The sequence below is a fragment of the Variovorax sp. PAMC 28711 genome, assembly GCF_001577265.1.
In the GTDB taxonomy this organism is placed as follows: domain Bacteria; phylum Pseudomonadota; class Gammaproteobacteria; order Burkholderiales; family Burkholderiaceae_C; genus Variovorax.
This window is the reverse complement of the sequence record NZ_CP014517.1, coordinates 989,102-1,015,869: the sequence shown is the minus strand read 5'-3', so window position 1 is coordinate 1,015,869 and position 26,768 is coordinate 989,102. Positions and strand designations below refer to the sequence as shown.

The following is a 26,768-nucleotide window of genomic DNA, read 5'->3' as shown; positions in this document are numbered from 1 at the left end:
GCGTCACGCGGTGCGCGGTCCGGGATCGGGTCCCGGCACCGTGGAAGGCTCCGGCGCCGGTCCCGGCATCGGTGCCGCCGCGTAGGCGGCGAGCGGTAACTGGGCCGAGTTCAGCCCGTCGAGGATGGTGAACAGCAGGTCGCTCCGCACGCCGCCCGCCAGCCGCGGGCTCTGCACATACGCGATCAGCTGGAAGATCAGAAAGCCGCTCTCGATGCCGTCGAGCATCACCGAAGGTTCGGGCGAGGGCAGCACTTTGGCGTGGTCGCCGCAGGCGGCCAGCATCACGTCGCGGGCGCGGTGCGCGTCGGTGGTCAGCGGCATCGGCAAGCGAATGAGCACGCGGCCTTCGGCGTTGGCCAGCGTCATGTTGCGCACGGTCTTGGTGATGAATTCCGAGTTGGGCACGATCAGCGTGGAGCGGTCGCCCAACTGGATTTCCGTGGCGCGCACGTTGATGCGCTTCACGTCGCCCTCGGCGGTGCCGAGCACGACCCAGTCGCCCACCTTCACCGGCCGCTCAGCCAGGAGGATCAGTCCGGAGATGAAGTTCTGCACGATCGCCTGCAGACCGAACCCGATGCCCACCGACAACGCGCTCGCCACCCACGCGATGCGGTTGACCCCGATGCCCAACGCAGACATGGCAAAGGCCACCACCAAGATCGTGCCGACGTAGCCCAGCAGCGTGGTGATCGAACTGCGCATGCCGGGCTCGAGCGCGGTCTCGGGCAAATAACTGTTTTCGAGCCATCTTTTGAACACGCGCAGCAGCACGAAGCCCGCCAGCAGCACCACGATCGCACTGACGATCGCGCCGGGCACCACCTGGAATTCGCCGATCTTCAGCCCGCTGCTCACCTTGCCGCTGCGCTGGAACACTTCGGCCGGGCTGGTGCCCAGCGGCGTGATCAGCGCGACCATCATGTAGAAGAAAAGGGCGGTCCGCGCGACCCCCGACAGCACCACCGCCGACTGGTCGAGCGTGGTCGATGCCAGCCCGAAACTCCTTTCGAGGCGCTGACCGAACGCACTCTTCGACGAGACCGTCGCCATGAAGACGTCGTCGACGAACTTGAAGAGCACGTAGAACGCCGCCGCGACGATGCCGCTCCAGGTCAGCTGCGATGCGAGAAAACTCGCCATCGCCACATAGCCTGCCGCCACCAGCACCCAGATCGCCACCATCAAGACGGCGACGCAGGCCAGCAGGATGCCGACCCACATCGGCCGCTCGGCCGGTTTCTCGGTGCCGTCTTCGGTGACCGCTTCGGCCCGCAGCGGTCTCAAACGCTGCAGCACGATGCCAGTGAGCGCGGTCAGCGAAAGCGCGGTCAGCACGTGCGTCGCGACCACGGCGGCGAAGCTGGCGTCGACCAACGCATTGATCTGCGCCGGTGCCCATACCAACGCCGCCACGAGTGCGACCAGCCACGGCATCGGTGCAAGACGCACAGCCACGGCCTCGGACATCGGTGGCAGCCGCCATGACGGCCGCCCCGCCGAAAGCAGCGCACGCCCGAGCCCTACCACGAAGGCGATGAAGATCAGCGACTGCACCACGGCCAGCATCGCCTTGCGCGCCTGCGGCCCCCAGACGCCGTGCTGGTCGAGCACGTAGAACGCCCAGTGCGCAGCCGCCGCGACCAGCAGCACGTTCGTCGCGACGATCGCGATCACCAGCAGCGAGCGGCGCAGCCGGCCAGCGGGCAGGAAGCGCGCCGCCAGCCGCGCCAGCCCGTGTTCGGCCAGCCGGTTGCCAAGCAGCGCAACGAGGAGGGCGACGACCAGCGCGCCGAGCACGGCGGTACGGTGTGCCGGTTGGCGCGCGACCGCCACGCTGGTTTTCAGTTCGCTCGCGAGGGCACGGATGCGCTGCGTGTCGTCGCTCCAGGCGACGCGCAGGTCGCTCCAGAACTCGGCACCGAGCGGCGATGCAGCGCGTTCCGTGAGCTGGGCCTCGAACAGCGCACGGCGCTGCGAAAGCAGGTCGCTGCCGCGCTGCTGGGCGTCGATCGTGAGCAGCTTGGCAAGGCGGACATCGGCGTCGAGCGCGTTGCGCTGCCTGGTCAACGTGGCGCGCTGCCGCGTGATGTCGGGGTCTTCGGTCGCGCCGGCGGCCGGCGGATTGCCGAGCTCGCCGAGGCGCGCATTGAGATCGGCCAACTGTCCGCTGCGCGAGGCGACGAACTTGTCGACCTCGGCGCCGATGTCGTTGATCTGCGCGAGCAGACTGCGCACGCCGGCATTGGTCTTCACGGTCGCCGGGATCTTGTCGAGTTGCGCGCGCAATTCGGCGACGTTCCGTTCGGGCTCGGGGGCGGGAGGGTTGTTGTCCTGCGCGAAGGCAGCGCTGCTCAGTGCGACCGCCAGCAGCACGGTCGCGAGGCGTTGTGTCCAGGTCATGGCACGGTCATGGAAGCCGGGCACCGATCAGGAGGGCGTGAACAGGTCGACCCTGTCCGTGATGATGCCGTCGGTGCCGAGGTCGATCAGGCGTTGCGCGGCCCCGTCGTCGTTGACCGTGTAACTCAGCGTGCGCAGACCTGCGGCCTTGGCCCCTGCCACGGTGCCGATGTCCCACAGCGCGTGGTTGCACACGATGGCCGCGCAGCCGAGCCGCTGCGCCGTGGCGAGCCAGCCGTCGCGCAGCGCGTCGAGGAGCAAGCCGCGCGGAAGTTCAGGTTGTGCGGCCGCGGCGCTTTCCAGCGCTTCGACCTGGAAAGAGGTGAGCAGCGGCGCGATGGCCGCGCCGTGCCAGAGGCGCGCCGCATGCTGCGCCACCACTTCGCCGGTCTGGCGCTCGGTGCCCGGCGTGGGCTTGATCTCGATGTTGAGCAGATAGCCGTTGGCGCGGCAGAAGCGGGCCGCGTGTTCCAGCGTGCAGAGCGGCTCGCCGGCGAAAACGCGCGAATGCCAGCTGCCCGCGTCGAACTGCGACAGCGCGTGCCACGGCAGTTCGCCTCCGACCCCTTGGCCGCCGTTGGTGGTGCGGGCCAGCGTCGCATCGTGCATGAGGAACGGCACGCCGTCGGCGCTCAGCTTGGCATCGCACTCGAACATGCGATAACCGTGCGCCGCGCCGAGCCTGAAAGCCGCCAGCGTGTTCTCGGGCGCCAGCTTGCCGGCGCCCCGATGCGCGATCCAGCGCGGGTAGGGCCAGGGCGCCAGCGTGGTCATCGGTCAGTCGGCCCGTTTTCCGGAGCCGGCGTCGAACCAGTGCAGCTTGTCGGGGCGTGCGGCGATCTTCACCGTGTCGCCGGTCACCGGCGGATGGTCGCTCGCATCGGCGCGCATGATGATCTGCTCGTCGCCGATGCGGCCGTAGACCAGGCGCTCGGCGCCCAGCAGTTCGACCTGTTCGACCTGCACGGTCCAGCCGCTTTCGTCGAGCGCCATGTGTTCGGGGCGGATGCCGAGAATCTGGCCGGGCCGCACGCCCGGCGCGTGCTTGAGCAGGTTCATCGGCGGCGACCCGATGAAGCTCGCCACGAAGGTCGTGGCGGGGCGGTTGTAAACCTCTTCGGGCGTGGCGAACTGGTCCATCACGCCGCCGTTCATCACGATGATGCGTTGCGCCAGCGTCATCGCCTCGACCTGGTCGTGCGTGACGAACAACGAGGTGATACCGAGCTCGCGGTGCAGCTTCTGGATTTCGAGACGCGTTTGCGCGCGCAGCTTGGCGTCGAGGTTCGACAGCGGTTCGTCGAACAGGAACACCTGCGGCTGACGCACGATCGCGCGGCCCATGGCGACGCGCTGACGCTGGCCGCCCGACAACTCGCGCGGCTTGCGCTCGAGCAGGTGGCCCAGTTCAAGGATCTTTGCGGCCTTGTCGACGCGCGTCTTGATCTCGGGCACCGGCACCTTGGCGATCTTCAGGCCATAGGCCATGTTGTCGAACACGCTCATGTGCGGGTAGAGCGCGTAGTTCTGGAACACCATGGCGATATCGCGTTCGGACGGTTCGAGCTCGTTCACCACGCGATTGCCGATGAGGATCTCGCCGGCCGACACCTCTTCGAGGCCCGCGACCATGCGCAGCAGGGTCGACTTGCCGCAGCCCGAAGGCCCGACGATGACGATGAATTCGTGGTCGGCGATCTCGGCGCTCACGCCGTGGATCACCTGGTTGGCCTTGGGGCCGACGCCGTAGCGCTTGATGACGTTGCGAAGGGAAAGAGCAGCCATTTTTTATTTCTCTGTATCAACCAGGCCCTTGACGAACCATTTTTGCATCAGCACCACGACCAGTGCGGGCGGCAGCATCGCCAGGATCGCTGTGGCCATGATGACGTTCCATTCCTGTTGGCCGTCGCCGCCGGCCATCATCCGTTTGATGCCGATCACCACGGGGTACATGTCTTCGTTGGTGGTTGCGAGCAAAGGCCAAAGATACTGATTCCATCCGTAGATGAACTGGATCACGAAGAGCGCCGCGATCGAGGTCTTCGAGAGCGGCAGCAGCACGTCGATGAAGAAGCGCATGGGGCTCGCGCCGTCCATGCGCGAGGCTTCGGTCAGTTCGTCCGGCACCGTCATGAAGAACTGCCGAAACAGGAACGTCGCGGTGGCCGACGCGATCAGCGGGATCGTGAGGCCCGCGTAGGTGTTGAGCATGTTCAGATCCGACAGCACCTTGTAGGTGGGCAGGATGCGCACCTCCACGGGGAGCATCAGCGTGACGAAGATCATCCAGAACACCGTCTTGCGAAACGGAAACTTGAAGTACACGATCGCGAAGGCCGATAAGAGCGAGATCGAGATCTTGCCGATGGCGATGACCATGGCGGTCACGAAGCTCACCCACATCATGTGGGCGACCGGTGCATTGGAGCCGACGGCGTTCTCGCTGCCGAACAAGGCAGCCTTGTAGCTCGCCCAGAAGTTGCTGCCGGGCAGCAGCGGCATGGGGGCCTGGACGATTTCCTGCGCCGTGTGGGTGGACGCTACGAAGGCGAGATAGAGTGGGAAAGCGACGACGAAGACGCCGAGCACCATCACCACGTGCGCCAGAATCCCATGGGTTCCGCGTTTTTCGACCATGTCAATAGTTCACTTTCTTTTCGACGTAGCGGAACTGCACCACGGTCAGCAGCACCACGATGAGCATCAACACCACGGATTGCGCCGCAGAGCCGCCCAGGTCCATGGCCTTGAAGCCGTCGTGGTAGACCTTGTAGACCAGGATGGTGGTGTCCCTGCCAGGTCCGCCCTGTGTGGCGGCGTCGACGATCGCGAAGGTATCGAAAAACGCGTAGACGACATTGATCACCAGCAGGAAGAACGTGGTGGGCGTGAGCAGCGGAAACTGCACCGTCCAGAAGCGGCGCCAGGGCTTGGCACCGTCGATGGCGGCCGCTTCGATCAGTGACTTGGGAATCGACTGCAGACCCGCGAGGAAGAACAGGAAGTTGTAGGAGATCTGTTTCCACACCGCCGCCATCACGATCAGCGTCATGGCGTGCGTCGAATTGAGCAGGTGGTTCCAGTCGACGCCGAACTTGCCGAGTGCATACGAGACCACGCCGAGCGACGGCGAGAACATGAAGACCCAGAGCACGGCGGCCACGGCCGGCGCCACGGCATAGGGCAGGATCAGCATGGTCTTGTAGAACATGCCACCGGTCAGGATGCGGTCCGCGAACACCGCCAGCATCAACGACAGGCTGATGCCGATGACCGCGACCAGCACCGAGAACAGCGCGGTGGTCTTGAACGAATCCAGGTAGGACGGATCGTCGATCAGCTGCCTGAAATTGTCGAGTCCCACGAATTCCACCGAGGTGCCGAACGCGTCCTGCTGCTGCAGCGACTGCAGGATGGCCTGCGCGGCCGGCCAGAAGAAAAACACGAGGATCACCGTCATCTGCGGAACGATCAGGAGCCAGGGCAGCCAGCTCGATTTGAATACGACGCGTTTTTCCATGTGTCCCTTATAAGAAAAATCCCGCCCGGCCACCCTCGTCAGGAGGGCAAGCGGGCGGGGCGGATATTAGCCGGACACGAAGGCCCGGTGCGCCGATCGTCTGGCGATCAGCCTTTGTTGGCCTTCTGGAAGCGTTCGAGCTGCTCGTTCCCGCGCTTGACGATCTCGTCCAGCGCTTCCTTCGCAGTCTTCTTGCCGTTCCACACGTTCTCCAGCTCTTCGTCCTCGATCGCGCGAATCTGCACGTAGTTGCCCAGGCGAATACCGCGGCTCTTGTCGGTGACCTTGCGGATCATCTGCGTCACGGCGACGTCGGTGCCGGGGTTCTGCTTGTAGAAGCCGGAGTCCTCGGTCAGCTTGTACGCGGCCAGGGTCACGGGCAGGTAGCCCGTGCGTTTGTGGCTGGCCGACTGGACTTCAGGGCTGGAGATGAAGGTGAAGAACTTGGCCACGCCCTTGTATTCCTCGGGCTTCTTGCCGGCCATGACCCAGAGGCTGGCGCCGCCGATCACGGTGTTCTGCGGCGCGCCCGGCACGTCCGGGTAATACGGCAGCGGGGCAACGGCGTATGCGAACTTGGCATTCTTGGCCACGTTGCCGTAGAAGCCCGACGACGTGTTGATCATGGCGCACTCGCCCGACACGAAGCTCGCTTCGGGCACGTTGCCGCGGCCCTTGTAGATGAAGAGGCCCTGCTTGGCCATGTTGGCCAGGTTTTCGATGTGACGAACATGCAGCGGCGAGTTGATCTTCATGCGCGCGTCGAGGCCGGCCAGGCCGTTGCTCTTGGTCGCGAACTCGACGTTGTGCCACGCCGAGAAGCTCTCAAGTTGGGTCCAACCCTGCCAGGCGGTCGTGAAGGGGCACTTGTGGCCGGCGGCCTTGAGCTTGGCGGCGGCCGCAGTCACTTCGGGCCAGGTCGCGGGCAGCTTGTCGGTCGGGATGCCCGCCGCCTTGAAGGCGTCCTTGTTGATGTAGAAAACGGTGGTGGAGCTGTTGAACGGGAAGCTCAACATCTGGCCGTTTGGCGCCGTGTAATACCCCGCCACCGCCGGGATGTAGGCAGCCGGGTCGAACTTTTCACTGGCGTCCTTCATTACCTTGCCGACCGGAACGATTGCATTCTTGCTCGCCATCATGGTGGCAGTGCCGACTTCGAACACCTGCAAGATGTTCGGCGCGTTGCCGGCGCGAAAAGCAGCGATCGATGCAGTCATCGATTCGTCATAGGTGCCCTTGAACGTCGGCACGACCTTGTATTCCTTCTGGCTTTCGTTGAACTGCCTGGCCAGGTCGTTGACCCATTCGCCGTTGACGGCGGTCATCGAATGCCACCACTGGATTTCGGTTTGGGCCTGCGCCGTGGTGCACAGCGTGGCGGCCAGCGCCGAGGCCATGGCGAGCGTTTTGAATCGCATGAAGACTCCTGAAGGGGAAAACAAAAGGGCGGATGCTAGGTCATTTGCATGACGGTTCTGCGTCTTCCCTTGTCGCACGGAGTCACCGCGGCGACCAACCGGGGAAACCCTTTTGGGTGCCCGACCTTGGTGCGCGGCGTCCGCTTGCTGCGGTGCACCATGCTAGCCTTCCCCGCATGACGAAGACCTCTCTGGACAAAAGCAAGATCAAGTTCCTGTTGCTGGAAAACATCCACCCGTCGGCGCTGGAGACCATCCGGGGAGCGGGCTACACGCAGATTGAAACCATGACCACGGCGCTACAGGGCGAAGAACTGAAGGCCAAGCTGGCCGATGTTCATTTCCTGGGCATCCGGTCGCAGAGCAAGCTGACCGCCGACGTGCTGTCGGCCGCGCCCAAGCTGGTCGCCGTCGGCTGTTTTTGCATCGGCACCAACCAGGTCGACCTGAACGCGGCGCGCGAGCGCGGTGTGGCCGTGTTCAACGCGCCGTATTCCAACACGCGCTCGGTGGCCGAACTGGTGCTGGCCGAGGCGATCCTGCTGTTGCGCGGCATCCCGGCCAAGAACGCGCTGGTGCACCGCGGCGGCTGGATGAAGTCCGCGGCCAACTCCCACGAAATTCGCGGCAAGACGCTCGGCATCGTCGGCTACGGCTCCATCGGCACGCAGTTGTCGGTGCTGGCCGAAGGGCTCGGCATGCACGTGGCGTTCTACGACGTGGTCAGCAAGCTGCCGCTGGGCAACGCGCGGCAGGTGCCGCAGCTGCACGACCTGCTGGCGCAGAGCGACATCGTGAGCCTGCACGTGCCCGAGCTGCCGTCGACGCAGTGGATGATCGGTCCGGCCGAGATCGCGGCGATGAAGCAGGGCGGCATCCTGATCAACGCGGCGCGCGGCACGGTGGTCGATATCGATGCACTCGCCGACGCCGTGAAGGGCGGCAAGCTTTGGGGCGCTGCCATCGACGTGTTCCCGGTCGAGCCCGGCAGCAACAATGAAGAATTCCAGTCGCCGTTGCGCGGGCTGGACAACGTGATCCTCACGCCGCACGTGGGCGGCTCGACGATGGAGGCGCAGGCCAACATCGGCGGCGAGGTGGCGGAAAAGCTGGTGAAGTACAGCGACAACGGCACCTCGACCTCGTCGGTCAACTTTCCCGAGGTCGCGCTGCCGGCGCACCCGGGCAAGCACCGTTTACTCCATATCCATCACAACGTGCCGGGCGTGTTGTCGCAGATCAACCAGATCTTCGCGGACAACCACATCAACATTTCCTCGCAGTTCCTGCAGACGAACGAGAAGGTCGGTTACGTGGTGATGGACATCGACGCAGCGTCGTCCGATCTGGCGCTGGAAAAGCTGGCGCTGGTGCCGGGGACGATCCGGAGTCGGGTGTTGTTCTGAGCGCCGGGCGCGGATTCGGGGCCTGACCTAAAATCGCCACCCCGGCAAGAGGGTGCGCAGCGCCCGACCGAGGCCCCACTTCCCGATGAATGCTCCGACCGCGTTGACCGCGTTGTTGTCGCAGGCCGAAGAGCCCGCGCGACTTCGCGAGATCCCCTACAACTACACCAGCTTTTCCGATCGAGAAATCGCGATTCGCCTCCTGGGCGAGCGCGGCTGGGAACTGCTGCAGGTGCTCCGCGGCGAGCGCCGCACCGGGCGCTCCGCCCGCATGCTCTACGAGGTGCTGGGCGACATCTGGGTGGTCCAGCGCAACCCCTATCTCGTCGACGACCTGCTCGACAACCCGCGCCGTCGCGGCCAGTTGGTCGATGCGCTGAACCACCGGCTGACCGAGGTCGGCAAGCGCCGCACGCCCGATGTCGATGCCGAGCGCGATGTGCTGGTGGGCGAGCTCGCGGCGCTGGTGTCCCGGGCCATCGCCGGCTTCGACACGATGTTCCGCGACGTCGCTGCGCTGCGCCGCAAAGCCACTCGTGTCCTCGGCCGGTTGACGGCCAAGGACAACATCAAGTTCGACGGCCTGTCGCGCGTGTCGCACGTGACCGACGCGACCGACTGGCGGGTGGAATACCCGTTCGTCGTGCTGTGCCCCGACACCGAAACCGAGATGGCCGGCCTGGTCAAGGGCTGCATCGAACTCGGCTTGACCATCATTCCGCGCGGCGGCGGCACCGGCTACACGGGCGGCGCGATTCCCCTGACCTGGGACAGCGTGGTGATCAACACCGAAAAGCTGGAAGCAATGACCGAGGTCGAGATGCGCGCGCTGCCGGGGCTCGACGCACCGGTGCCGACGATCTGGACCGAGGCCGGCGTGGTGACGCAGCGCGTGGCCGATGCGGCCGAGCGCGGCGGCTACGTGTTCGCGGTCGACCCGACCTCGGCCGAAGCGTCGTGCGTCGGCGGCAACGTCGCGATGAACGCGGGCGGCAAGAAGGCCGTGCTGTGGGGCACCGCGCTCGACAACCTCGCGTCGTGGCGGATGGTGACGCCGCAGGCCGAATGGCTCGAGGTCACGCGCATCGGCCACAACCTCGGCAAGATCCACGACGCCGAGCGCGCGGTGTTCGAACTGAACTATTTCGCGGCGGACGGCAAGACGCATCTGCGCACCGAGCGCCTCGACATCGAAGGCAAGACCTTTCGCAAGGAAGGCCTCGGCAAGGACGTGACCGACAAGTTCCTGTCGGGCCTCCCTGGCATCCAGAAAGAGGGCTGCGACGGCCTCATCACCAGTTGTCGCTGGGTGGTGCACAAGATGCCGGCACACACGCGCACCGTGTGCCTCGAGTTCTTCGGCAACGCGAAGGACGCGGTGCCCAGCATCGTCGAGATCAAGGACTTCATGTTCGCCGAGCAAAAGCGCTCGGGCGTGTTGCTGGCGGGCCTCGAACACCTCGACGATCGCTACCTGAAGGCGGTCGGTTACGCGACCAAATCGAAGAAGCACGGTGGCCTGCCGAAGATGGTGCTGTTCGGCGACATCGCGGGCGACGATGCCGACGACGTGGCCCGTGCGACGTCGGAAGTGGTGCGCATCGCGAACTCGCGCAGTGGCGAAGGCTTCATCGCCATCAGCCCCGAGGCGCGCAAGAAATTCTGGCTGGACCGCAAGCGCACGGCCGCCATCAGCCGCCACACCAACGCCTTCAAGATCAACGAAGACGTGGTGATCCCGCTGCCGCGCATGGCCGAGTACACCGACGGCATCGAGCGCATCAACATCGAGCTGTCGCTGCAGAACAAGGCGGCGCTCGCCGATGCGCTCGAAGCGTTCCTTGCGCGCGGCAACCTGCCGTTGGGCAAGACCGACGACGCCAACGACATCCCGAGCGCAGAACTGCTCGAGAGCAGGGTGCAGCAGGCGATCGCGCTGGTGCGTCAGGTTCGCGCGCGCTGGCTGAGCTGGCTCGGCGACATCGATGCGCTGTTCCCGCAACTGCAGGACCATTCGCTGCGCGCGAGCTGGAAGACCGAGCTGAAGGCGCCGCTCGCCAAGATTTTCACCGGCGACGAGTTCGTGCCGATCCTCGCCGAATGCAATGCCATCCACCAGCGCGTGCTCAAGGGCCGCGTGTGGGTCGCGCTGCACATGCACGCGGGCGACGGCAACGTGCACACCAACCTGCCGGTCAACAGCGACAACTACGAGATGCTGCAGACCGCGCATGCCGCCGTGGTGCGCATCATGGCGCTGGCGCGCAGCCTGGACGGCGTGATCTCCGGCGAGCACGGCATCGGCATCACCAAGCTGGAATTCCTGACGGATGCCGAGCTGCAGCCTTTCACCGATTACAAGCAGCGCGTTGACCCGGAAGGGCGCTTCAACAAGGGCAAGCTGCTGCGTGCAGATACGCCGGCGTCACACGGTCTGCATGCCGATCTGACCAACGCCTACACGCCGAGCTTCGGCCTCATGGGCCACGAGTCGCTGATCATGCAGCAGAGCGACATCGGCGCCATCGCCGATTCGGTCAAGGACTGCCTGCGCTGCGGCAAGTGCAAGCCGGTGTGCGCAACGCACGTGCCGCGTGCCAACCTGCTCTACAGCCCGCGCAACAAGATCCTGGCGACCTCGCTGCTGGTCGAGGCCTTTTTGTACGAGGAGCAGACGCGCCGCGGCGTCAGCATCAAGCATTGGGAAGAGTTCGAGGACGTGGCCGACCACTGCACGGTGTGCCACAAGTGCCTGTCGCCCTGCCCGGTGAAGATCGACTTCGGCGACGTGTCGATGAACATGCGCAACCTGTTGCGCAAGATGGGGCAGAAGTCGTTCCGGCCCGGCAACGCGGTCGCGATGCTGTTCTTGAACGCCACCAACCCGCAGACCATCAAGGCGATGCGCGTCGGCATGGTCGGCATCGGCTTCAAGGCGCAGCGACTGGCCAACGATCTTTTGCGTCGGGTCGCGCGCAAGCAGACGGCAGCGCCGCCGGCCACGCTGGGTGCGGCGCCGATCAAGGAACAGATCGTTCACTTCATCAACAAGAAGATGCCCGGCGGTCTGCCCAAGCAGACGGCACGCGCGCTGCTCGACATCGAAGATGCCGACTACGTGCCGATCATCCGCAACCCGAAGGCGACCACGGCCGAAACCGAGGCCGTCTTCTACTTCCCCGGCTGCGGCTCGGAGCGCCTGTTCTCGCAGGTCGGCCTGGCCACGCAGGCGATGTTGTGGCACGCCGGCGTGCAGACGGTGCTGCCGCCCGGCTATCTGTGCTGCGGCTACCCCCAGCGCGGCAGCGGCCAGTTCGACAAGGCCGAGAAGATGATCACCGACAACCGCGTGCTCTTCCACCGTGTCGCCAACACCCTCAACTACCTCGACATCAAGACCGTGGTGGTGAGCTGCGGCACCTGCTACGACCAGTTGCAGGGTTACCAGTTCGACAAGATCTTCCCGGGTTGCCGGATCATCGACATCCACGAATATTTGCTGGAGAAGGGCATCACGCTGGGCGCGGCCAGCGGTGGTGGCTACCTGTACCACGACCCCTGCCACAGCCCCATGAAGCTGCAGGACCCGATGAAGACGGTGAAGGCGCTGGTCGGCGACAACGTGCTCAAGAACGACCGCTGCTGCGGCGAATCGGGCACGCTGGGCGTTACGCGGCCCGACATCTCGACGCAGATCCGATTTCGCAAGGAAGAAGAGCTGAAAAAGGGCGAAGCGCAGCTGCGCGAGAGCGGCAAGGTCGAGGCGAAGGGCAACGTGAAGATCCTCACCAGCTGTCCGAGCTGCCTGCAGGGTCTCTCCCGCTACGGCAACGATTTGAACAACGGCCTGCTCGAAGCCGACTACATCGTGGTCGAAATGGCCAACCAGATCCTCGGCGAAAAGTGGTTGCCCGAGTACGTCGCCGCGGCCAACAGCGGCGGCATCGAGCGGGTGCTGGTGTGATGGCCGGCCGCGTTGAGCGCTGCGGCGTGAGGAGCATTTGATGGCAGGCTTGCAAGCTGGCGCACCAACGCCGCGTTCGATCACCGTGCATGGCGCCTCGCGCGTGCTGGAAGTCGGATTTTCGGATGGCGCGAACTTCCGCATTCCGTTCGAGCTTTTGCGCATCTACTCGCCCTCCGCGGAAGTGCAGGGCCATGGCCCGGGTCAGGAAGTGCTGCAGACAGGCAAGCGGAACGTCAGCCTCGTCGAGCTCGAACCGGTCGGCAACTATGCCGTGAAGCCGGTGTTCAGCGACGGGCACGAAAGCGGCATCTATTCGTGGGATCTGCTGTACGAGCTGGGGTCAAAGGAGGCCGAACTCTGGGCCGCGTATGCGACGCGGCTCGCCGAAGCCGGCATCGATCGCGATGCGCCGATGCCGCTCGGCGGCGGACATGGCTGCGCCTCGCACTGAGAAAGCCCGCTGTTCGGCGGGGTCACCCTCTTGACGCCGGTGCTTACGCCCTAACATCGGGCGCATGAGCACCACCCACTTCGGCTTCGAATCGGTCGACGAAAAAGACAAGGCGCAACGCGTGCGCGGCGTCTTCGATTCGGTCGCTACCCGTTACGACCTCATGAACGACCTCATGTCGATGGGGTTGCACCGTGCCTGGAAGGCGTACACCGTCATGGTCGCCAATGTCGGCGAAGGTTCGAAGGTGCTGGACATCGCGGGCGGCACCGGCGACCTGGCACTGGCCTTCGCCAAGAAGGTCGGCGCGACCGGCGAGGTGGTGCACACCGACATCAACGAAGCGATGCTGCGCACCGGGCGCGACCGGCTGCTGGACGCCGGCGTCTCGCTGCCGACGATGGTCTGCGACGCCGAGAAGCTGCCCTTTCCGGACAACCACTTCGACGTGGTGACCGTGGCCTTCGGCCTGCGCAACATGACGCACAAGGATCTTGCGCTCAAAGAAATGAACCGCGTGCTCAAGCCGCGCGGCAAGCTGCTCGTGCTGGAGTTTTCCAAGGTGGCCAAGCCGCTCGCGAAAGCTTACGACTGGTATTCCTTCAAGGTGCTGCCGCGCCTGGGCAAGGTGGTCGCGGGCGACGACGCCAGCTACCGCTACCTGGCCGAATCCATCCGGATGCACCCCGGCCAGGACGAGCTCAAGACCCTCATGAAAGAGGGCGGATTCGGACATGTGGACTATCACAACATGACGGGTGGCGTGGTCGCCCTGCATGTTGGAATCAAATGTTGAACGTAGGACTGACAAGATTGAAAGAGGAGACAGTATGTCGAAATTGATGGTTTCCCTGCTCACCGTGGCGTTGCTGCTGGGCGGTGTTTCTGCCGAGGCCAAGCGCATGGGCGGCGGCGGCTCGTTCGGGCGCCAGTCGCCCAACGTGACGCAACGCCAGGCCACCCCGCCGGCTGCTCCCAACCAAGTGGCGCCGCAGAACGCGGCGGCTGCCAAGCCGGGCGCTGCTGCACCGGCTGCTGCGGCCGCACCCAAGCGACCGTGGGGCGCGATGCTCGGCGGCCTGGCCGCGGGCCTCGGTCTCGCCTGGCTCGCGCATTCGCTCGGTCTCGGCGCCGCCTTCGGCAACATCCTGCTGATCGGGCTCCTCGTGCTGGCTGCGGTCGTGGCATGGCGCATGTTCGCCGCCCGCCGTTCAGGGGGCACGAACAACGGCAGCCGTCAGGGCGGCTTCGCCTTCGAAGGTGCAGGCAACGCCGGCAATGCGAGCGCGCCGGCCCAGTACAGCCCGGCCAACGTCGGTAACGACGCGTCGGCGCGACCCTGGGAACGTTCGTCCACGGCCTTTGACGCAACGCCCGCGCAGCCCGGTGCAGAGCTTGACCGCCACGGCAGCAGCCTCTCGGCGGCAGGTGCGGCGGCTGGCGGCAGCATGATCGGTTCGGCGTTGGCCGGTTCGCAGTCCTGGGGTATTCCGGCAGGCTTCGACGTCGACGGCTTCCTTGGCGCCGCCAAGCGCAATTTCGTGACCTTGCAAGATGCCTGGGACCGCGCCGACGTCACCCTGCTGCGCTCCATGATGACCGACGGCATGGTCGACGAAATCCAGAGCCAGCTCGCGGACCGTGCAGGCCACACCGGCGGCATTTCGAACAAGACCGATGTCGTCATGCTGGACGCCAAGCTGCTCGGCATCGAGGAATTGCCGGACGCTTACATGGCGAGCGTCGAGTTCTCCGGAATGATCCGCGAAGACGCATCGGCCGGCCCGAGCCCGTTCCGCGAGGTGTGGAACATGACCAAGCCGACCAGCGGCGCGGGCGGCTGGGTAGTGGCTGGCGTGCAAGCACTGCAGTAAACGACCCGCGGCAGCCCTCGGGCTGGGCGCATTCGGGATAATGGGGACATGGCCACACCATCGTCCCCATTTGCTTTTCTAGGCGACCTGTTCAACAAGCTCGGCGCGCGCCTGCAGCCGCCGCCCTGGGCGGTGCACGAAGTGCAGCACCGAACCGTGTTGTTCCTCAACCATGTGCTCCAGCAGGAGCCCGAAGCCCAGCAGCGCCTCTTGCGCCAGCAGGGCAAGGTGGTGCAGTTCCAGTGGCGCTTCGTCACGATGGCTCTGGTCGCCACGCCGGCGGGTCTGCTCGATCTGGCGCCCGACGGTGCGATGCCCGACCTGACGCTCACCGTCACAGAAGAATCCCCGCTCGGCCTGGTGCGCGCGACGGTGCGTGGCGACAAGCCTGCGGTGCAGATCGTCGGCGACGTCCAGCTGGCGGCCGAAGTCAACTGGCTGGTCGACCATGTGCGCTGGGACGTCGAAGACGACCTCGCCCGCGTGATCGGCGACGTGCCCGCCCATGCCGCTGGCAACGGTGCACGCCGCGCGGTGGACGCGTTGCGCAAGTTCGTCGGTGGCCGCGCCGCTGCGGATCCGCAAGGCCCCGGATCCGGGTCTGCGGGCGACGCCGCATGAGTCGTTTCTACCGCGGCGTCTTCATCGTCTGGATCGCCCTGCGGTACGGTCTCGACGAGCTCGTGCTCACGAGCTTCCAGAAGCCGTGGCTGCGCGTGCTGGCGCGGATCATGTCGGTCGGGCGCAACCTCGATGCGCCGCGCGGGCAGCGTTTGCGTGAAGCGCTGGAGCGGCTCGGCCCCATCTTCGTGAAGTTCGGGCAGGTGCTCTCGACCCGGCGCGACCTGCTGCCGCCCGACATCGCCGACGAACTGGCGTTCCTGCAGGACCGCGTGCCGCCGTTCGCCTCGTCGATCGCGGTCGCCACCATCGAACGCGCGTTTCGCCGCCCGGTCAGCGACATCTTCGTGCAGTTCGACGAGAGGCCGATTGCCAGTGCTTCGATCGCGCAGGTGCATTTCGGCAAGGTTCGGCTGCGCGATGGCACGCTGCGCGACGTGGCGGTCAAGGTGCTGCGGCCCAACATGCGCGGCGTCATCGAGAAAGACCTCGCGCTGATGGCGATGATGGCCGGCTGGGTCGAGCGCCTTTCGCCCGACGGCAAGCGCCTGAAGCCGCGCGAAGTGGTGGGCGAATTCGACAAATACCTCCATGACGAGCTCGACCTCGTGCGCGAGGCCGCCAACGCCGCGCAACTCCGGCGCAACATGGCCAAGCTCGAACTGGTGCTGATCCCCGAGATGTACTGGGACTTCTGCCATCCGGAGGTCATCGTCATGGAGCGCATGACCGGCGTGCCGATCGCGCAGCTCGACAAGCTCAAGGCGGCCGGTGTCGACATCCCGAAGCTGGCGACCGACGGCGTCACGATCTTCTTCACGCAGGTGTTCCGCGACGGCTTCTTTCACGCCGACATGCACCCGGGCAATATTCAGGTGAGCCTGCAGCCCGAGACCTTCGGGCGCTACATCTCGCTGGATTTCGGCATCGTCGGCACGCTGACCGAATCCGACAAGGAATACCTGGCGCAAAACTTCGTGGCGTTCTTCCGGCGCGACTACAAGCGCGTCGCCGAACTGCATCTGGAGAGCGGCTGGGTGCCCGAAGGCACACGCATCGACGAGCTCGAAGCAGCGATCCGCACCGTGTGCGAGCCGTACTTCGACCGGCCGCTGAAAGAAATTTCGCTCGGCATGGTGCTGATGCGCCTGTTCCAGACCTCGCGACGCTTCCACGTCGAGATCCAGCCGCAATTGGTGCTGCTGCAGAAGACGCTGCTCAACATCGAGGGGCTCGGGCGCCAGCTCGATCCCGAGCTCGATCTCTGGGCGACCGCCAAGCCGTTCCTCGAAAAGTGGATGACCGACCAGATCGGCCCGCGCAAGTTGTTGGAAGAACTGAAGGCCGAAGCGCCGCGCTATGCCAAGTTGTTGCCGCAACTGCCCCGCCTGTTGCACGACTTTCTGCAAAATCGCCCGGCGGACCACCGGCGCGAACTGCTGGAACTTCTGGCCGCGCAGAAGCGCACCAACAAGCTGCTCCAGGCGATCGTCTACGGTGGCATGGGTTTTGTATTGGGTCTGCTCGCCATGCAGCTGCTGCTGCGCGTCAGGATTTTCTAGAGGAGAGCCCCTGTGCTGCTAACCCTGGTCGTCGTCTATCTGTTGATCACCATCGCCATCGGCCTCGTGGCTGCTCGTCGGGTGAAGAACACCACCGACTTCGCGATCGCCGGACGGCACCTGCCGCTCTTCATGATCGTGACCACCACTTTCGCGACCTGGTTCGGCTCGGAAACCGTGCTCGGCATCCCGGCCAAGTTCATCGAGGGCGGGTTGCACGGCGTGATCGAAGACCCGTTCGGCGCCGGCACGTGCCTGATCCTCGTCGGGCTCTTTTTCGCTGGCAAGCTGTACCGCATGACGCTGTTGACCATCAGCGACTACTACCGCGAGCGCTATGGTCGCGTGGTCGAGGTGGCGTGTTCGCTCATCATCATGCTGAGCTACCTGGGCTGGGTGTCGGCGCAGGTCACCGCGTTGGGGCTGGTGTTCAACGTGCTGTCGGCAGGCACCATCAGCATCGCTGTCGGCATGGTGATCGGCGTGGTGTCGATCCTGGCATACACGCTGTTTGGCGGCATGTGGTCGGTGGCCGTGACCGACTTCATCCAGATGATCATCCTGGTCGTCGGCCTGACGGTGATCGCCGTCTTCGCCGGACAAATGGCTGGCGGTGCCGACAAGGTGGTGGCTTTCGCGGTCAGCAAGGACCTCTTCAAGTTCTGGCCCGAGCCCAACTTCAAGGACATGGTGTTCTTCTTCGCCGCGGCGATCACGATCATGCTGGGCTCGATCCCGCAGCAGGATGTGTTCCAGCGCGTGATGTCGGCCCACAGCGTCAAGGCCGCCACGCGCGGCCCGGTCATCGGTGGCATCGCGTACATCCTGTTCGCGTTCGTGCCGATGTTTCTGGTGGCGAGCGCGCTGCTGATCATGCCGGAGCAGACCGCGCAGCTGCTCAAGGACGATCCGCAAAAGGTGCTGCCCACGCTGGTGCTGGAGAAGATGCCGTTTGCGATTCAGGTGCTGTTTTTCGGTGCGCTGCTGTCGGCCATCAAATCGACCGCATCGGCCACTTTGCTGGCGCCCAGCGTGACCTTCACCGAGAACATCTGGCGGCAGTTCCGCCCGGCCGGGACCGACCGCGAAAACCTGCTGACGATGCGCATCACTGTGCTGGTGTTCAGCGCGGCGGTGCTCGCCTATGCGATCCGCATGCAGGGCACGCCGATCTACGAGCTGGTGTCGGGCGCCTACCAGGTGCCGCTGGTGGGCGCTTTCGTCCCGCTGGTGAGCGGCTTGTATTGGCAGCGGGCGACCACGCAAGGGGCTGTGGCGTCGATCGTGTGCGGCATCGGGGTGTGGCTGCTGTTTTTGGCGATGCCTTGGGGCGCTGAATTCCCGGCGCAGTTGGCGGGCGTGCTGGCGTCCGCGGCCGGGATGCTGGCCGGATCGCTGACGCCGCAATGGGTCGGCAACGTGCGCACGCCGCATCGGCCCCTGGCGACCGGCTCTGTCTGAGAGGGGAGTGCCGGCGCGGGCCGACCCTTATAATCGAGAGCTTTGCAAGCGGCGCCCTGCCGCGTTTTGCTTCCCCTTATCCATGCCCATCTACGCCTACAAGTGCAGTTCCTGCGGCTTTGCCAAGGACGCTCTGCAAAAAATGTCCGACGCACCGCTCACGGTGTGTCCGAACTGCGGCGCAAGCACGTTCGAGAAGCAGGTCACGGCCGCCGGTTTCCAGCTCAAGGGCTCGGGCTGGTACGTGACCGACTTCCGCGACGGCGGGGGCAAGAAAGCCGCCGAAAGCAAGCCCGCTGAAAGTACGGCGGGCGACAAGCCTGCCGATGCTTCGAGTGGCAAGTCGGACGCACCGGCCGCTCCACCTGCTTCGGCACCCGCACCCACGAGCGCGCCCGCTGCCGCCCCGGCCGCCGCCCCGGCGCCTGCTTCCAAGAGCGACTGAGACGTTCATGTTCGCGCTGCGCAAATGGCTGTTGTCCGGCTTGCTGGTGATCGTGCCGCTGGTGATCACGCTGGGCGTGCTCAACTGGATCATCGGTACGCTCGACCAGACGCTGTGGCTGCTGCCCGAAGACTGGCAAAAGTGGCTGTTCGACCACAAGGTGCGCGGCCTGGGTGTGCTGCTCACGCTGGCCATCCTGCTGGTGGTGGGGGCGGTCGCCAGCAATTTCGTCGGCAAGCGGCTGCTCGGTTGGGGCGACGCCGTGGTGCGCCGCATCCCGGTGGTGCGCTCGATCTATTCGAGCGTCAAACAGGTCTCCGACACGCTGTTCTCCGAGAACGGCAACGCATTCCGGACCGCAGTGCTGATCCAGTGGCCGCGTGAAGACGTCTGGACGATCGCTTTCGTGACCGGCGCACCCGGCCGCGAAGTGCTCCGCCACCTGGGTGGCGGCGAGTTCCTGAGTGTCTATGTGCCGACCACGCCGAACCCGACGGGCGGCTATTTCGTGATGCTCAAGCGCAGCGACTGCATCGAACTGAAGATGAGCGTGGACGACGCGCTCAAGTACATCGTGTCGATGGGGGTGGTCGTTCCGGGCGGCCCTTCCACGATCGCGATCAAGCAATAAATCGCGCCCTCGCGGCGCCGGAAATCATCATGGCCATGCGTTCTTCCTATTGCGGTCTCGTGACCGAAGCCCAGATGGGCCAAACCGTCACCCTTTGCGGTTGGGTCAACCGTCGCCGCGACCACGGCGGCGTGATCTTCATCGATCTTCGCGATCGCGAAGGCTATGTGCAGATCGTCTGCGATCCGGACCGCGCCTCCACCTTCGCCATCGCCGAAGGCCTGCGCAACGAGTTCTGCGTGCAGGTCACGGGCCTGGTGCGCGCGCGCCCTGCAGGCACGGTCAACGAGGGCTTGAAGAGCGGCAAGATCGAGGTGCTGTGCCATGAACTGAAGGTGCTCAACCCGTCGGTCACGCCGCCGTTCCTGCTCGACGACGACAACCTGAGCGAAACCACGCGCCTCACGCACCGCGTGCTCGACCTGCGCCGCCCTGCGATGCAGCGCAACATGATGCTGCGCTACAAGGTCACGATGGAAACGCGCAAGTTCCTCGACGCCAATGGCTTCATCGACATCGAGACGCCGATGCTCGGCAAGTCGACGCCCGAAGGCGCGCGCGACTACCTCGTGCCCAGCCGCGTGCACGACGGCAGCTTCTTCGCGTTGCCGCAGTCGCCCCAGCTCTTCAAGCAACTGCTGATGGTGGCCGGCTACGACCGCTACTACCAGATCGTCAAGTGCTTCCGCGACGAAGACCTGCGCGCCGACCGCCAGCCCGAATTCACCCAGATCGACATCGAGACCTCCTTCCTTTCCGAAGAAGAAATCCGTGAGATGTTCGAAGGCATGGTGCGTACCATGTTCCGCAACGCGGCGGGCATCGACCTGCCGGTGTTCCCCACCATGACGTACGGCGACGCCATGTTCAGGTACGGCTCCGACAAGCCCGACCTGCGCGTCAAGCTCGAGTTCACCGAACTGACCGAACTGATGAAGCGGGTCGAGTTCAAGGTGTTCTCGAACGCGGCACTCATGCAGGACGGTCGCGTCGTCGCGTTGCGCGTGCCGGGCGGCGGTGCCGAAGGCGGCCTCTCGCGTGGCGAGATCGATGCGTACCAGGAATTCGTCAAGATCTACGGCGCCAAGGGCTTGGCCTACATCAAGGTCAACGACGCCGCTGCGGGCCGCGAAGGCCTGCAGAGCCCGATCGTGAAGAACCTCGACGACGCGACGCTGGCCGAGATCATCGCGCGCACGGGCGCCCGCAACGGCGACATCCTGTTCTTCGGGGCCGACAAGGAAAAGATCGTCAACGACGCCATGGGCGCGTTGCGCGTGAAGATCGGCCACAGCGCCTTTGGCAAAAAGAATGGTTTGTTCGAGGATCGCTGGGCGCCGCTTTGGGTCGTCGACTTCCCGATGTTCGAGTTCGACGAGGAAGGCCAGCGCTGGTCCGCCGTGCACCACCCGTTCACCGCGCCCAAGGACGGTCATGAAGACCTGATGGACACGGCTCCGGAGAAGTGCATCGCCAAGGCCTACGACATGGTGCTGAACGGCATCGAGATGGGGGGCGGCTCGGTCCGTATCCACCGCGAAGAAGTGCAGAGCAAGGTGTTCCGCGCACTCAAGATCAGCGCCGAGGATGCGCAGCTCAAGTTCGGCTTCTTGCTCGATGCGCTGCAGTACGGCGCACCGCCGCACGGCGGCATCGCGATCGGCCTCGACCGCCTGGTGATGCTCATGACCGGCGCCGAGTCGATCCGCGACGTGATCGCCTTCCCCAAGACCCAACGCGCGCAGGATTTGCTGACGCTGGCGCCGAGCCCCGTCGACGAAAAGCAGCTGCGCGAACTGCACATCCGCCTGCGCAACGTCGAAGCCGCCTGAGCGAGGCGCCAATGACCACCCGGCCCTGGAAGATTCCGGAGTCGGTGCTGGTCGTCATCCACACGCCGGCGCTCGATGTGCTGCTGATCCGGCGGGCCGATGCGGTCGACTTCTGGCAATCGGTCACCGGCAGCAAGGATGCGGCCGACGAACCGTTCGCCCTGACGGCCGCCCGCGAAGTGGCTGAAGAAACCGGCATCGATTGCAGCGAAGGCAGCGTGCTGGCCCCGCATCTGGTCGACTGGCAGGTGCGCAACGTCTACGAGATCTACCCGCAGTGGCGCGCGCGCTATGCGCCGGGCGTCACGCGCAACACCGAGCACCTCTTCGGCCTGTGCGTGCCTGAACGGTTGACGCCGACGCTCGCGCCGCGCGAGCACACCGAATGGAAATGGTTGCCTTACCGCGAGGCGGCCGACGCCTGCTTTTCCCCGTCCAACGCCGAAGCTATTCTCTTGCTGCCACAATTTCGGCAATGAATTCTCCCGCCCACACGCTCCGCGTGGCAACGTACAACATCCACAAGGGTGTGCAGGGCATCGGGCCGGCGCGACGCCTCGAAATCCACAACCTCGGCCACGCCATCGAGCAGCTCGACGCCGACATCGTGTGCCTGCAGGAAGTGCGCAAGATGAACCGGCAAGCTGCGGCGCAATTCACGCGCTGGCCCGCATTGCCGCAGGCCGACTTTCTGTGCCCCGAGGGCTACACGGCGGTTTATGAAACCAATGCCGTCACACGCCATGGCGAACATGGCAACGCGCTCTTGACGCGCTGGCCCGTGCTGCGGCAGGGCCACCAAGACATTTCGGACCACCGCTTCGAACAGCGCGGCCTGCTGCACGTCGTGATCGAGGTTGAAGGTCGGCCGGTGCACGCGATCGTCGTGCACCTGGGCCTCATCAAAGGCAGTCGCGTGCGGCAGGTGGCGTTGCTCAATGCATTCATTGCGCGCGAAATCCCGCCGGGCGAAGCGGTGGTGGTTGCGGGCGACTTCAACGATTGGGGCGCGCGCATGCGCTACGCGATGAACGCGGCCGGCCTGCGCGATTCGGGCGACCTGCGGGGCCCGCGCACGCTGACCTATCCGTCGCGGCTGCCGGTCGCGCAACTCGACTTCATTTACGGTCGGCATCTGACGCCGGTGTCCTGCACGGTGCCGCGCGGTCCAATCTGGTCGCGCATGTCCGATCACCTGCCGCTCGTGACCGATTTTTTGCTATCGAATTCATAGCGTTGTAAGCCCGAATCATGGGCATTTCAGGCCCGATGGGCTTGCAAATATTTCACTGTTAGGATGCCCGGATGCTGAAGAAAATCGACGCTGCAGAGCGCCCCGAACCAAGCGACGACCACGAAGGAACGCCTGTTTCCGTCAAGATCCGCGAGCGCCTGCAAGCGGCGCGCAAACGCTTCAACGCCAACGACAACATCGCCGAGTTCATCGAACCCGGAGAACTCGAGGCCCTGCTCGATGAAGTCGAAGTCAAGATGAAGGGCGTGCTCACCAGTCTGGTGATTGACGTGGAGCACGACCACAACACCGACAACACCGCTCGGCGCGTGGCTAAGATGTACCTTAACGAGGTGTTCCGCGGCCGCTACGTGCCCCCGCCCGCGCTCACCGAATTCCCGAATGCAGAGCATCTGAACGAGCTCATGATCGTCGGCCCGATCACCGTGCGAAGCGCGTGTTCGCATCACTTCTGCCCGATCATCGGCAAATTGTGGATCGGCGTGATGCCCAACGAGCACACCAACGTGATCGGTCTCTCAAAGTACGCGCGCCTGGCCGAGTGGGTCATGGGCCGCCCGCAGATCCAGGAGGAAGCGGTGGTGCAGCTCGCCGACTTGATCCAGGAAAAAACCCAGCCCGACGGTCTGGCGCTGGTGATGGAGGCGGAGCATTTCTGCATGGCATGGCGCGGCGTGAAGGAAATGGACAGCAAGATGATCAACTCGGTGATGCGCGGCGTGTTTCTGAAAGATGCGAATCTGCGCCGCGAATTTCTTTCACTCCTCCCCCGAAAGAGCTGAGCCATGCTGGTTCGTCTTCTCTATGCCAGCCGCGCGGTCGACACCAGTCCCGCCGCGATCGACGCGATCCTTGCGCAATCTCGTGCGCACAACATGCCGTCCGGCATCACCGGCATCCTCTGCTACGGCTCGGGCATCTTCCTGCAGGCGATCGAGGGCGGACGCATGGCAATCAGCCAGCTCTATGGGCACATCCAGCGGGACGCGCGTCACAAGGACGTGGTGTTGCTGCACTACGAAGAGATCTTCGAGCGCCGCTTCGGTGGCTGGACGATGGGCCAGGTCAACCTTTCGCGGCTCAACGCATCGACCCTGTTGAAGTATTCGGACAAGCCGGAGCTCGATCCCTATGCCGTCTCCGGCAAGGTGTCGCTCGCGCTGCTGGAAGAGCTGATCGCGACGGCTGCGATCGTCGGCCGGCACTAGGCTTCGGTTTCGCGGGGTGCCGCTTTCCGCCTTCGCGTTGATCCTGCTCGCAGGCTTCATTCACGCCAGCTGGAACATCGCCGCCAAGAAGGCCAACGGCGATGCCCGCTTCGCGTTCCAGAGCGGTGTGTTCCTCATGGTCGTGTGGGCCCCGGTCGGCCTCTGGTTCGGCTGGGACGTGGTGCCGCAGTGGGGTGCGATCGAATGGGGCTTCGTCACGCTGAGCGGCGTGCTCCATGTTTTCTACCTGGTGATCCTGCTGCAGGGCTACCGCAAGTCTGACCTGACTGTCGTGTACCCGCTGGCGCGCGGCTCGGGCCCGCTGTTGTCCTCGGCTTTCGCCATCCTGTTCCTCGGCGAACGCATCAGCCTCGTCGGCATGGCCGGCATCGTGGGCGTGGTGCTCGGCGTGTTCCTCGTGGCGGGCGGTCCCGGCCTCTGGCGCAAGACAGAAGACCCGGCGCAGCGCGAGCGCGTGCACATGGGCCTGCGCTCCGGCGTGCTCACCGGCGCCTTCATCGCGGCCTACACCGTGGCCGACAGTTATGCGGTCAAGTTCCTCGCCATGTCGCCGATCTTGCTCGACTATTTCGGCAATTTCATCCGTACCGGCTTGCTGCTGCCCGCCGCGCTGCGTGACCGCGCCACCACCGCACGCATGTGGCGGGAGCAATGGAAGTACGCGCTGTTGATCGCCGTGATCAGCCCGGTGTCGTACGTGCTGGTGCTTTACGCCGTGAAGCAGGCCCCGATCTCGCACGTGGCGCCGGCGCGCGAAGTGTCGATGCTGTTCGCCGCGCTGATCGGCGGACATCTGCTGCGGGAAGGGGATCGGCTGCTTCGCTTGCTGGGTGCGCTCTTCATTGCGGCCGGCGTGGTGGCGCTCGCGCTGGGCTGACGGGCGGCGACATGGCCCTGCTGCTCGGTTGCGACTTTTCCAGCGCACCCACCGCGCGCAAACCGATCGTGGTGGCCATCGGGGCGACGGACGGCCCCCGTGTCGTGCTGCATCGCCTCGAACCTTTCGCGTCGCTTCAGGCGTGGAGCGATTGGCTCGCTGCGACGCCGGCATGGGTCGGCGGCTTCGATCTTCCGTTCGGGCTCCCGCGCGAACTGGTCGCGCAACTGGGCTGGCCGCTCGCGTGGCCGGCTCTCATGGCGCACTACGCGAGCCTGAGTCGGGCGGAGATTCGCGAGACGTTCGCGGCGTTCTGCGCCGCGCGCCCGGTCGGAGGAAAGTTCGCCCACCGGGCTGCGGATGGGCCCGCGCGCGCCAGCCCTTCGATGAAATGGGTCAATCCGCCGGTGGCTTTCATGCTGCACGCGGGCGTGCCCCGGCTCATCGCCGCCGGTGCCGCGTTCCCCGGATTGCACATGCCTCCGGGCGCACCTTCAAAAAAGATCGCGCTGGAGGCCTATCCCGGCTTGCTGGCGCGCGAGATGATCGGCCGACGCAGCTACAAGAGCGACGACCGCAGGAAGCAGACCGCCGAGCGCCTCGCCGCGCGCGTCGACCTGGTGGCGGCGCTCGAGGCGGGCGCCACGCGCCTTGGTTTGGCGCTCGCACTGAATGCCGACCAGCGTCGGCATCTCATCGAAGACGCAAGCGGCGACCGCGTCGACGCCGTACTTTGCCTGGTGCAGGCGGCATGGGCCGCGGCACGCGCGGACAGCCCGGGCGCCGGCTATGGATTGCCAGCCGCGATCGACCCGCTGGAAGGCTGGATCGTCACCGCCTGAGCCTTCTTGTCCTACATGGATTCGGGGAGGTTTCAGCGTCGCCGTTTGCGCCCCTTTGGCTAAATTAACGGCAGTGGTTCGAACCCGAATCACGCAACGCACATCGGAAGGAAACGACATGAACAAGGATCAAGTAGCAGGCCGCGTCGACGAAGCCAAGGGCAAGATCAAGGAAGTCGCCGGCAAGGTGGTGGGCAACGAAAAGCTGCAGGGCGAAGGCCTCGCCGACCAGGCATCGGGCAAGGTGCAAAGCACCTACGGCGACACGAAGGAAAAGGCCAAGGACGCCATTAAGTCGGGCGCCGACAAGCTGTAAACAAGCTTTGCGAATCCGCCGCGCCAGGCGCGGCAGATTCCGCACAACGATCAAGGAGGCGAAAAATGAATGTAAAGATACAAACCACCGGAAAGTCACGCGTGTGGCTCGCCGCGGTGTTGGCATGCGGTGCCGTGACACTGGCAGCGTGCGACAAGAGCGACAACCGCACGGTCGGCGAGAAGGTTGATGCGGGGCTTGCGAAAACAGAGCAGGCGGCCGACACGGCAGCGGCGAAGACCAAGGACGCACTGGCTGAAGCCAAGGCCAAGGTCGAGAGTTCCTCTGCGTCGGGCGAAGCGTCCGCCAAGCAGGGCGCGGCCGACGCCGGGGAAGCCGCGAGGAATGCGGGCGCATCGATCTCTGTGACGGTAGACGATGCCTCCATCACGGCTGCAGTGTCAGCAGGCCTCGCCAAGGATGCCGACCTGAGCGCGATCAAGATCGATGTCGACACCAAGGGTGGTGCCGTGATGCTGAAGGGCCCGGCGCCGAGCAGTGCCGCCAAGCTTCGCGCCACCGAGATCGCGAAGGCGGTGAACGGTGTCACCTCTGTCGACAACCAACTCGACGTGAAGATGTAATTGATTTCGGCGAGGCCCCTAATAAGGCCCAGCAAAAAGCCCCGCAACGCGGGGCTTTTTAGTGGACC

General features: G+C 65.0%; 25 protein-coding genes. 19 read left to right on the top strand and 6 right to left on the bottom strand.

Features of this window, described 5'->3' with window-relative positions:
- Window positions 1-3: 3 nt before the first annotated feature.
- From AX767_RS05150 to ugpB, 6 genes are all read right to left on the bottom strand, one after another.
- The gene (locus AX767_RS05150) at window positions 4-2,406 is read right to left on the bottom strand and encodes a DUF3772 domain-containing protein (protein ID WP_082754829.1); all 2,403 of its coding nucleotides are present in this window, start codon (window positions 2,404-2,406) and stop codon (window positions 4-6) included.
- A gap of 27 nt (window positions 2,407-2,433) precedes the next feature.
- Window positions 2,434-3,180 carry a glycerophosphodiester phosphodiesterase gene (gene ugpQ, locus AX767_RS05145; protein ID WP_068629238.1) on the bottom strand — a complete coding sequence of 249 codons (747 nt, stop codon included), beginning with the start codon at window positions 3,178-3,180 and terminating at the stop codon, window positions 2,434-2,436.
- A 3-nt stretch (window positions 3,181-3,183) separates the two neighbouring features.
- Window positions 3,184-4,191 carry a sn-glycerol-3-phosphate ABC transporter ATP-binding protein UgpC gene (gene ugpC / locus AX767_RS05140; RefSeq protein WP_068629236.1) on the bottom strand — a complete coding sequence of 336 codons (1,008 nt, stop codon included), beginning with the start codon at window positions 4,189-4,191 and terminating at the stop codon, window positions 3,184-3,186.
- A 3-nt stretch (window positions 4,192-4,194) separates the two neighbouring features.
- Complete coding sequence (ugpE, locus tag AX767_RS05135) at window positions 4,195-5,046, bottom strand: sn-glycerol-3-phosphate ABC transporter permease UgpE (RefSeq protein ID WP_068629235.1); 852 nt, start codon at window positions 5,044-5,046, stop codon at window positions 4,195-4,197.
- A gap of 1 nt (window position 5,047) precedes the next feature.
- Window positions 5,048-5,929: a sn-glycerol-3-phosphate ABC transporter permease UgpA gene (gene ugpA, locus AX767_RS05130; protein WP_068629233.1), complete on the bottom strand. Its 882-nt coding sequence runs from the start codon at window positions 5,927-5,929 to the stop codon at window positions 5,048-5,050.
- A gap of 107 nt (window positions 5,930-6,036) precedes the next feature.
- The gene (ugpB, locus tag AX767_RS05125; protein ID WP_068629230.1) at window positions 6,037-7,347 is read right to left on the bottom strand and encodes a sn-glycerol-3-phosphate ABC transporter substrate-binding protein UgpB; all 1,311 of its coding nucleotides are present in this window, start codon (window positions 7,345-7,347) and stop codon (window positions 6,037-6,039) included.
- 176 nt (window positions 7,348-7,523) lie between these two features.
- Between ugpB and serA the strand changes: the two genes are divergently transcribed.
- From serA to AX767_RS05030, 19 genes are all read left to right on the top strand, one after another.
- The gene (gene serA, locus AX767_RS05120; RefSeq protein WP_068629228.1) at window positions 7,524-8,753 is read left to right on the top strand and encodes a phosphoglycerate dehydrogenase; all 1,230 of its coding nucleotides are present in this window, start codon (window positions 7,524-7,526) and stop codon (window positions 8,751-8,753) included.
- A gap of 85 nt (window positions 8,754-8,838) precedes the next feature.
- The gene (locus AX767_RS05115; protein WP_068629226.1) at window positions 8,839-12,717 is read left to right on the top strand and encodes a DUF3683 domain-containing protein; all 3,879 of its coding nucleotides are present in this window, start codon (window positions 8,839-8,841) and stop codon (window positions 12,715-12,717) included.
- 40 nt (window positions 12,718-12,757) lie between these two features.
- Window positions 12,758-13,171 carry a gamma-butyrobetaine hydroxylase-like domain-containing protein gene (locus AX767_RS05110; protein ID WP_068629224.1) on the top strand — a complete coding sequence of 138 codons (414 nt, stop codon included), beginning with the start codon at window positions 12,758-12,760 and terminating at the stop codon, window positions 13,169-13,171.
- 64 nt (window positions 13,172-13,235) lie between these two features.
- The gene (gene ubiE, locus AX767_RS05105) at window positions 13,236-13,967 is read left to right on the top strand and encodes a bifunctional demethylmenaquinone methyltransferase/2-methoxy-6-polyprenyl-1,4-benzoquinol methylase UbiE (protein ID WP_068629222.1); all 732 of its coding nucleotides are present in this window, start codon (window positions 13,236-13,238) and stop codon (window positions 13,965-13,967) included.
- A 34-nt stretch (window positions 13,968-14,001) separates the two neighbouring features.
- Window positions 14,002-15,045 carry a Tim44 domain-containing protein gene (locus AX767_RS05100; protein WP_068629220.1) on the top strand — a complete coding sequence of 348 codons (1,044 nt, stop codon included), beginning with the start codon at window positions 14,002-14,004 and terminating at the stop codon, window positions 15,043-15,045.
- Window positions 15,046-15,093: 48 nt separating this feature from the next.
- Complete coding sequence (locus AX767_RS05095) at window positions 15,094-15,666, top strand: hypothetical protein (RefSeq protein ID WP_068629218.1); 573 nt, start codon at window positions 15,094-15,096, stop codon at window positions 15,664-15,666.
- Window positions 15,663-17,228, top strand: a complete 1,566-nt coding sequence (gene ubiB / locus AX767_RS05090; RefSeq protein WP_068629215.1) for a ubiquinone biosynthesis regulatory protein kinase UbiB — start codon at window positions 15,663-15,665, stop codon at window positions 17,226-17,228. Before AX767_RS05095 ends, ubiB begins: the two co-directional genes overlap by 4 nt.
- A gap of 12 nt (window positions 17,229-17,240) precedes the next feature.
- Window positions 17,241-18,689 (top strand): sodium:solute symporter family protein, encoded by a 1,449-nt coding sequence (locus AX767_RS05085; protein WP_068629213.1) that lies wholly within the window; start codon window positions 17,241-17,243, stop codon window positions 18,687-18,689.
- Between the two features lie 82 nt (window positions 18,690-18,771).
- Window positions 18,772-19,134, top strand: coding sequence for an FmdB family zinc ribbon protein (locus AX767_RS05080; RefSeq protein WP_068629211.1), 363 nt, complete (start codon window positions 18,772-18,774; stop codon window positions 19,132-19,134).
- 7 nt (window positions 19,135-19,141) lie between these two features.
- Window positions 19,142-19,765, top strand: coding sequence for a DUF502 domain-containing protein (locus AX767_RS05075; RefSeq protein WP_068629210.1), 624 nt, complete (start codon window positions 19,142-19,144; stop codon window positions 19,763-19,765).
- A gap of 29 nt (window positions 19,766-19,794) precedes the next feature.
- Window positions 19,795-21,597 carry an aspartate--tRNA ligase gene (gene aspS, locus AX767_RS05070; protein ID WP_068629207.1) on the top strand — a complete coding sequence of 601 codons (1,803 nt, stop codon included), beginning with the start codon at window positions 19,795-19,797 and terminating at the stop codon, window positions 21,595-21,597.
- 11 nt (window positions 21,598-21,608) lie between these two features.
- Window positions 21,609-22,076, top strand: coding sequence for a dihydroneopterin triphosphate diphosphatase (gene nudB / locus AX767_RS05065; protein WP_068629205.1), 468 nt, complete (start codon window positions 21,609-21,611; stop codon window positions 22,074-22,076).
- A complete protein-coding gene (locus AX767_RS05060; protein ID WP_068629203.1) occupies window positions 22,073-22,831 on the top strand; it encodes an endonuclease/exonuclease/phosphatase family protein in 759 nt (252 codons plus the stop codon). The genes nudB and AX767_RS05060 overlap by 4 nt, the downstream gene beginning before the upstream one ends.
- 71 nt (window positions 22,832-22,902) lie before the next feature.
- Window positions 22,903-23,634, top strand: coding sequence for a GTP cyclohydrolase I (gene folE / locus AX767_RS05055; protein ID WP_068629201.1), 732 nt, complete (start codon window positions 22,903-22,905; stop codon window positions 23,632-23,634).
- A 3-nt stretch (window positions 23,635-23,637) separates the two neighbouring features.
- Complete coding sequence (locus AX767_RS05050) at window positions 23,638-24,060, top strand: BLUF domain-containing protein (protein ID WP_068629198.1); 423 nt, start codon at window positions 23,638-23,640, stop codon at window positions 24,058-24,060.
- Between the two features lie 16 nt (window positions 24,061-24,076).
- The gene (locus AX767_RS05045) at window positions 24,077-24,958 is read left to right on the top strand and encodes a DMT family transporter (RefSeq protein ID WP_068629196.1); all 882 of its coding nucleotides are present in this window, start codon (window positions 24,077-24,079) and stop codon (window positions 24,956-24,958) included.
- Between the two features lie 11 nt (window positions 24,959-24,969).
- Window positions 24,970-25,800, top strand: a complete 831-nt coding sequence (locus AX767_RS05040; RefSeq protein ID WP_068629194.1) for a DUF429 domain-containing protein — start codon at window positions 24,970-24,972, stop codon at window positions 25,798-25,800.
- 118 nt (window positions 25,801-25,918) lie between these two features.
- Window positions 25,919-26,116 (top strand): CsbD family protein, encoded by a 198-nt coding sequence (locus tag AX767_RS05035; protein ID WP_068629192.1) that lies wholly within the window; start codon window positions 25,919-25,921, stop codon window positions 26,114-26,116.
- Between the two features lie 65 nt (window positions 26,117-26,181).
- Entirely contained in the window at window positions 26,182-26,700 is a 519-nt protein-coding gene (locus tag AX767_RS05030) for a BON domain-containing protein (RefSeq protein WP_068629191.1), read from the top strand.
- Window positions 26,701-26,768: the final 68 nt, after the last annotated feature.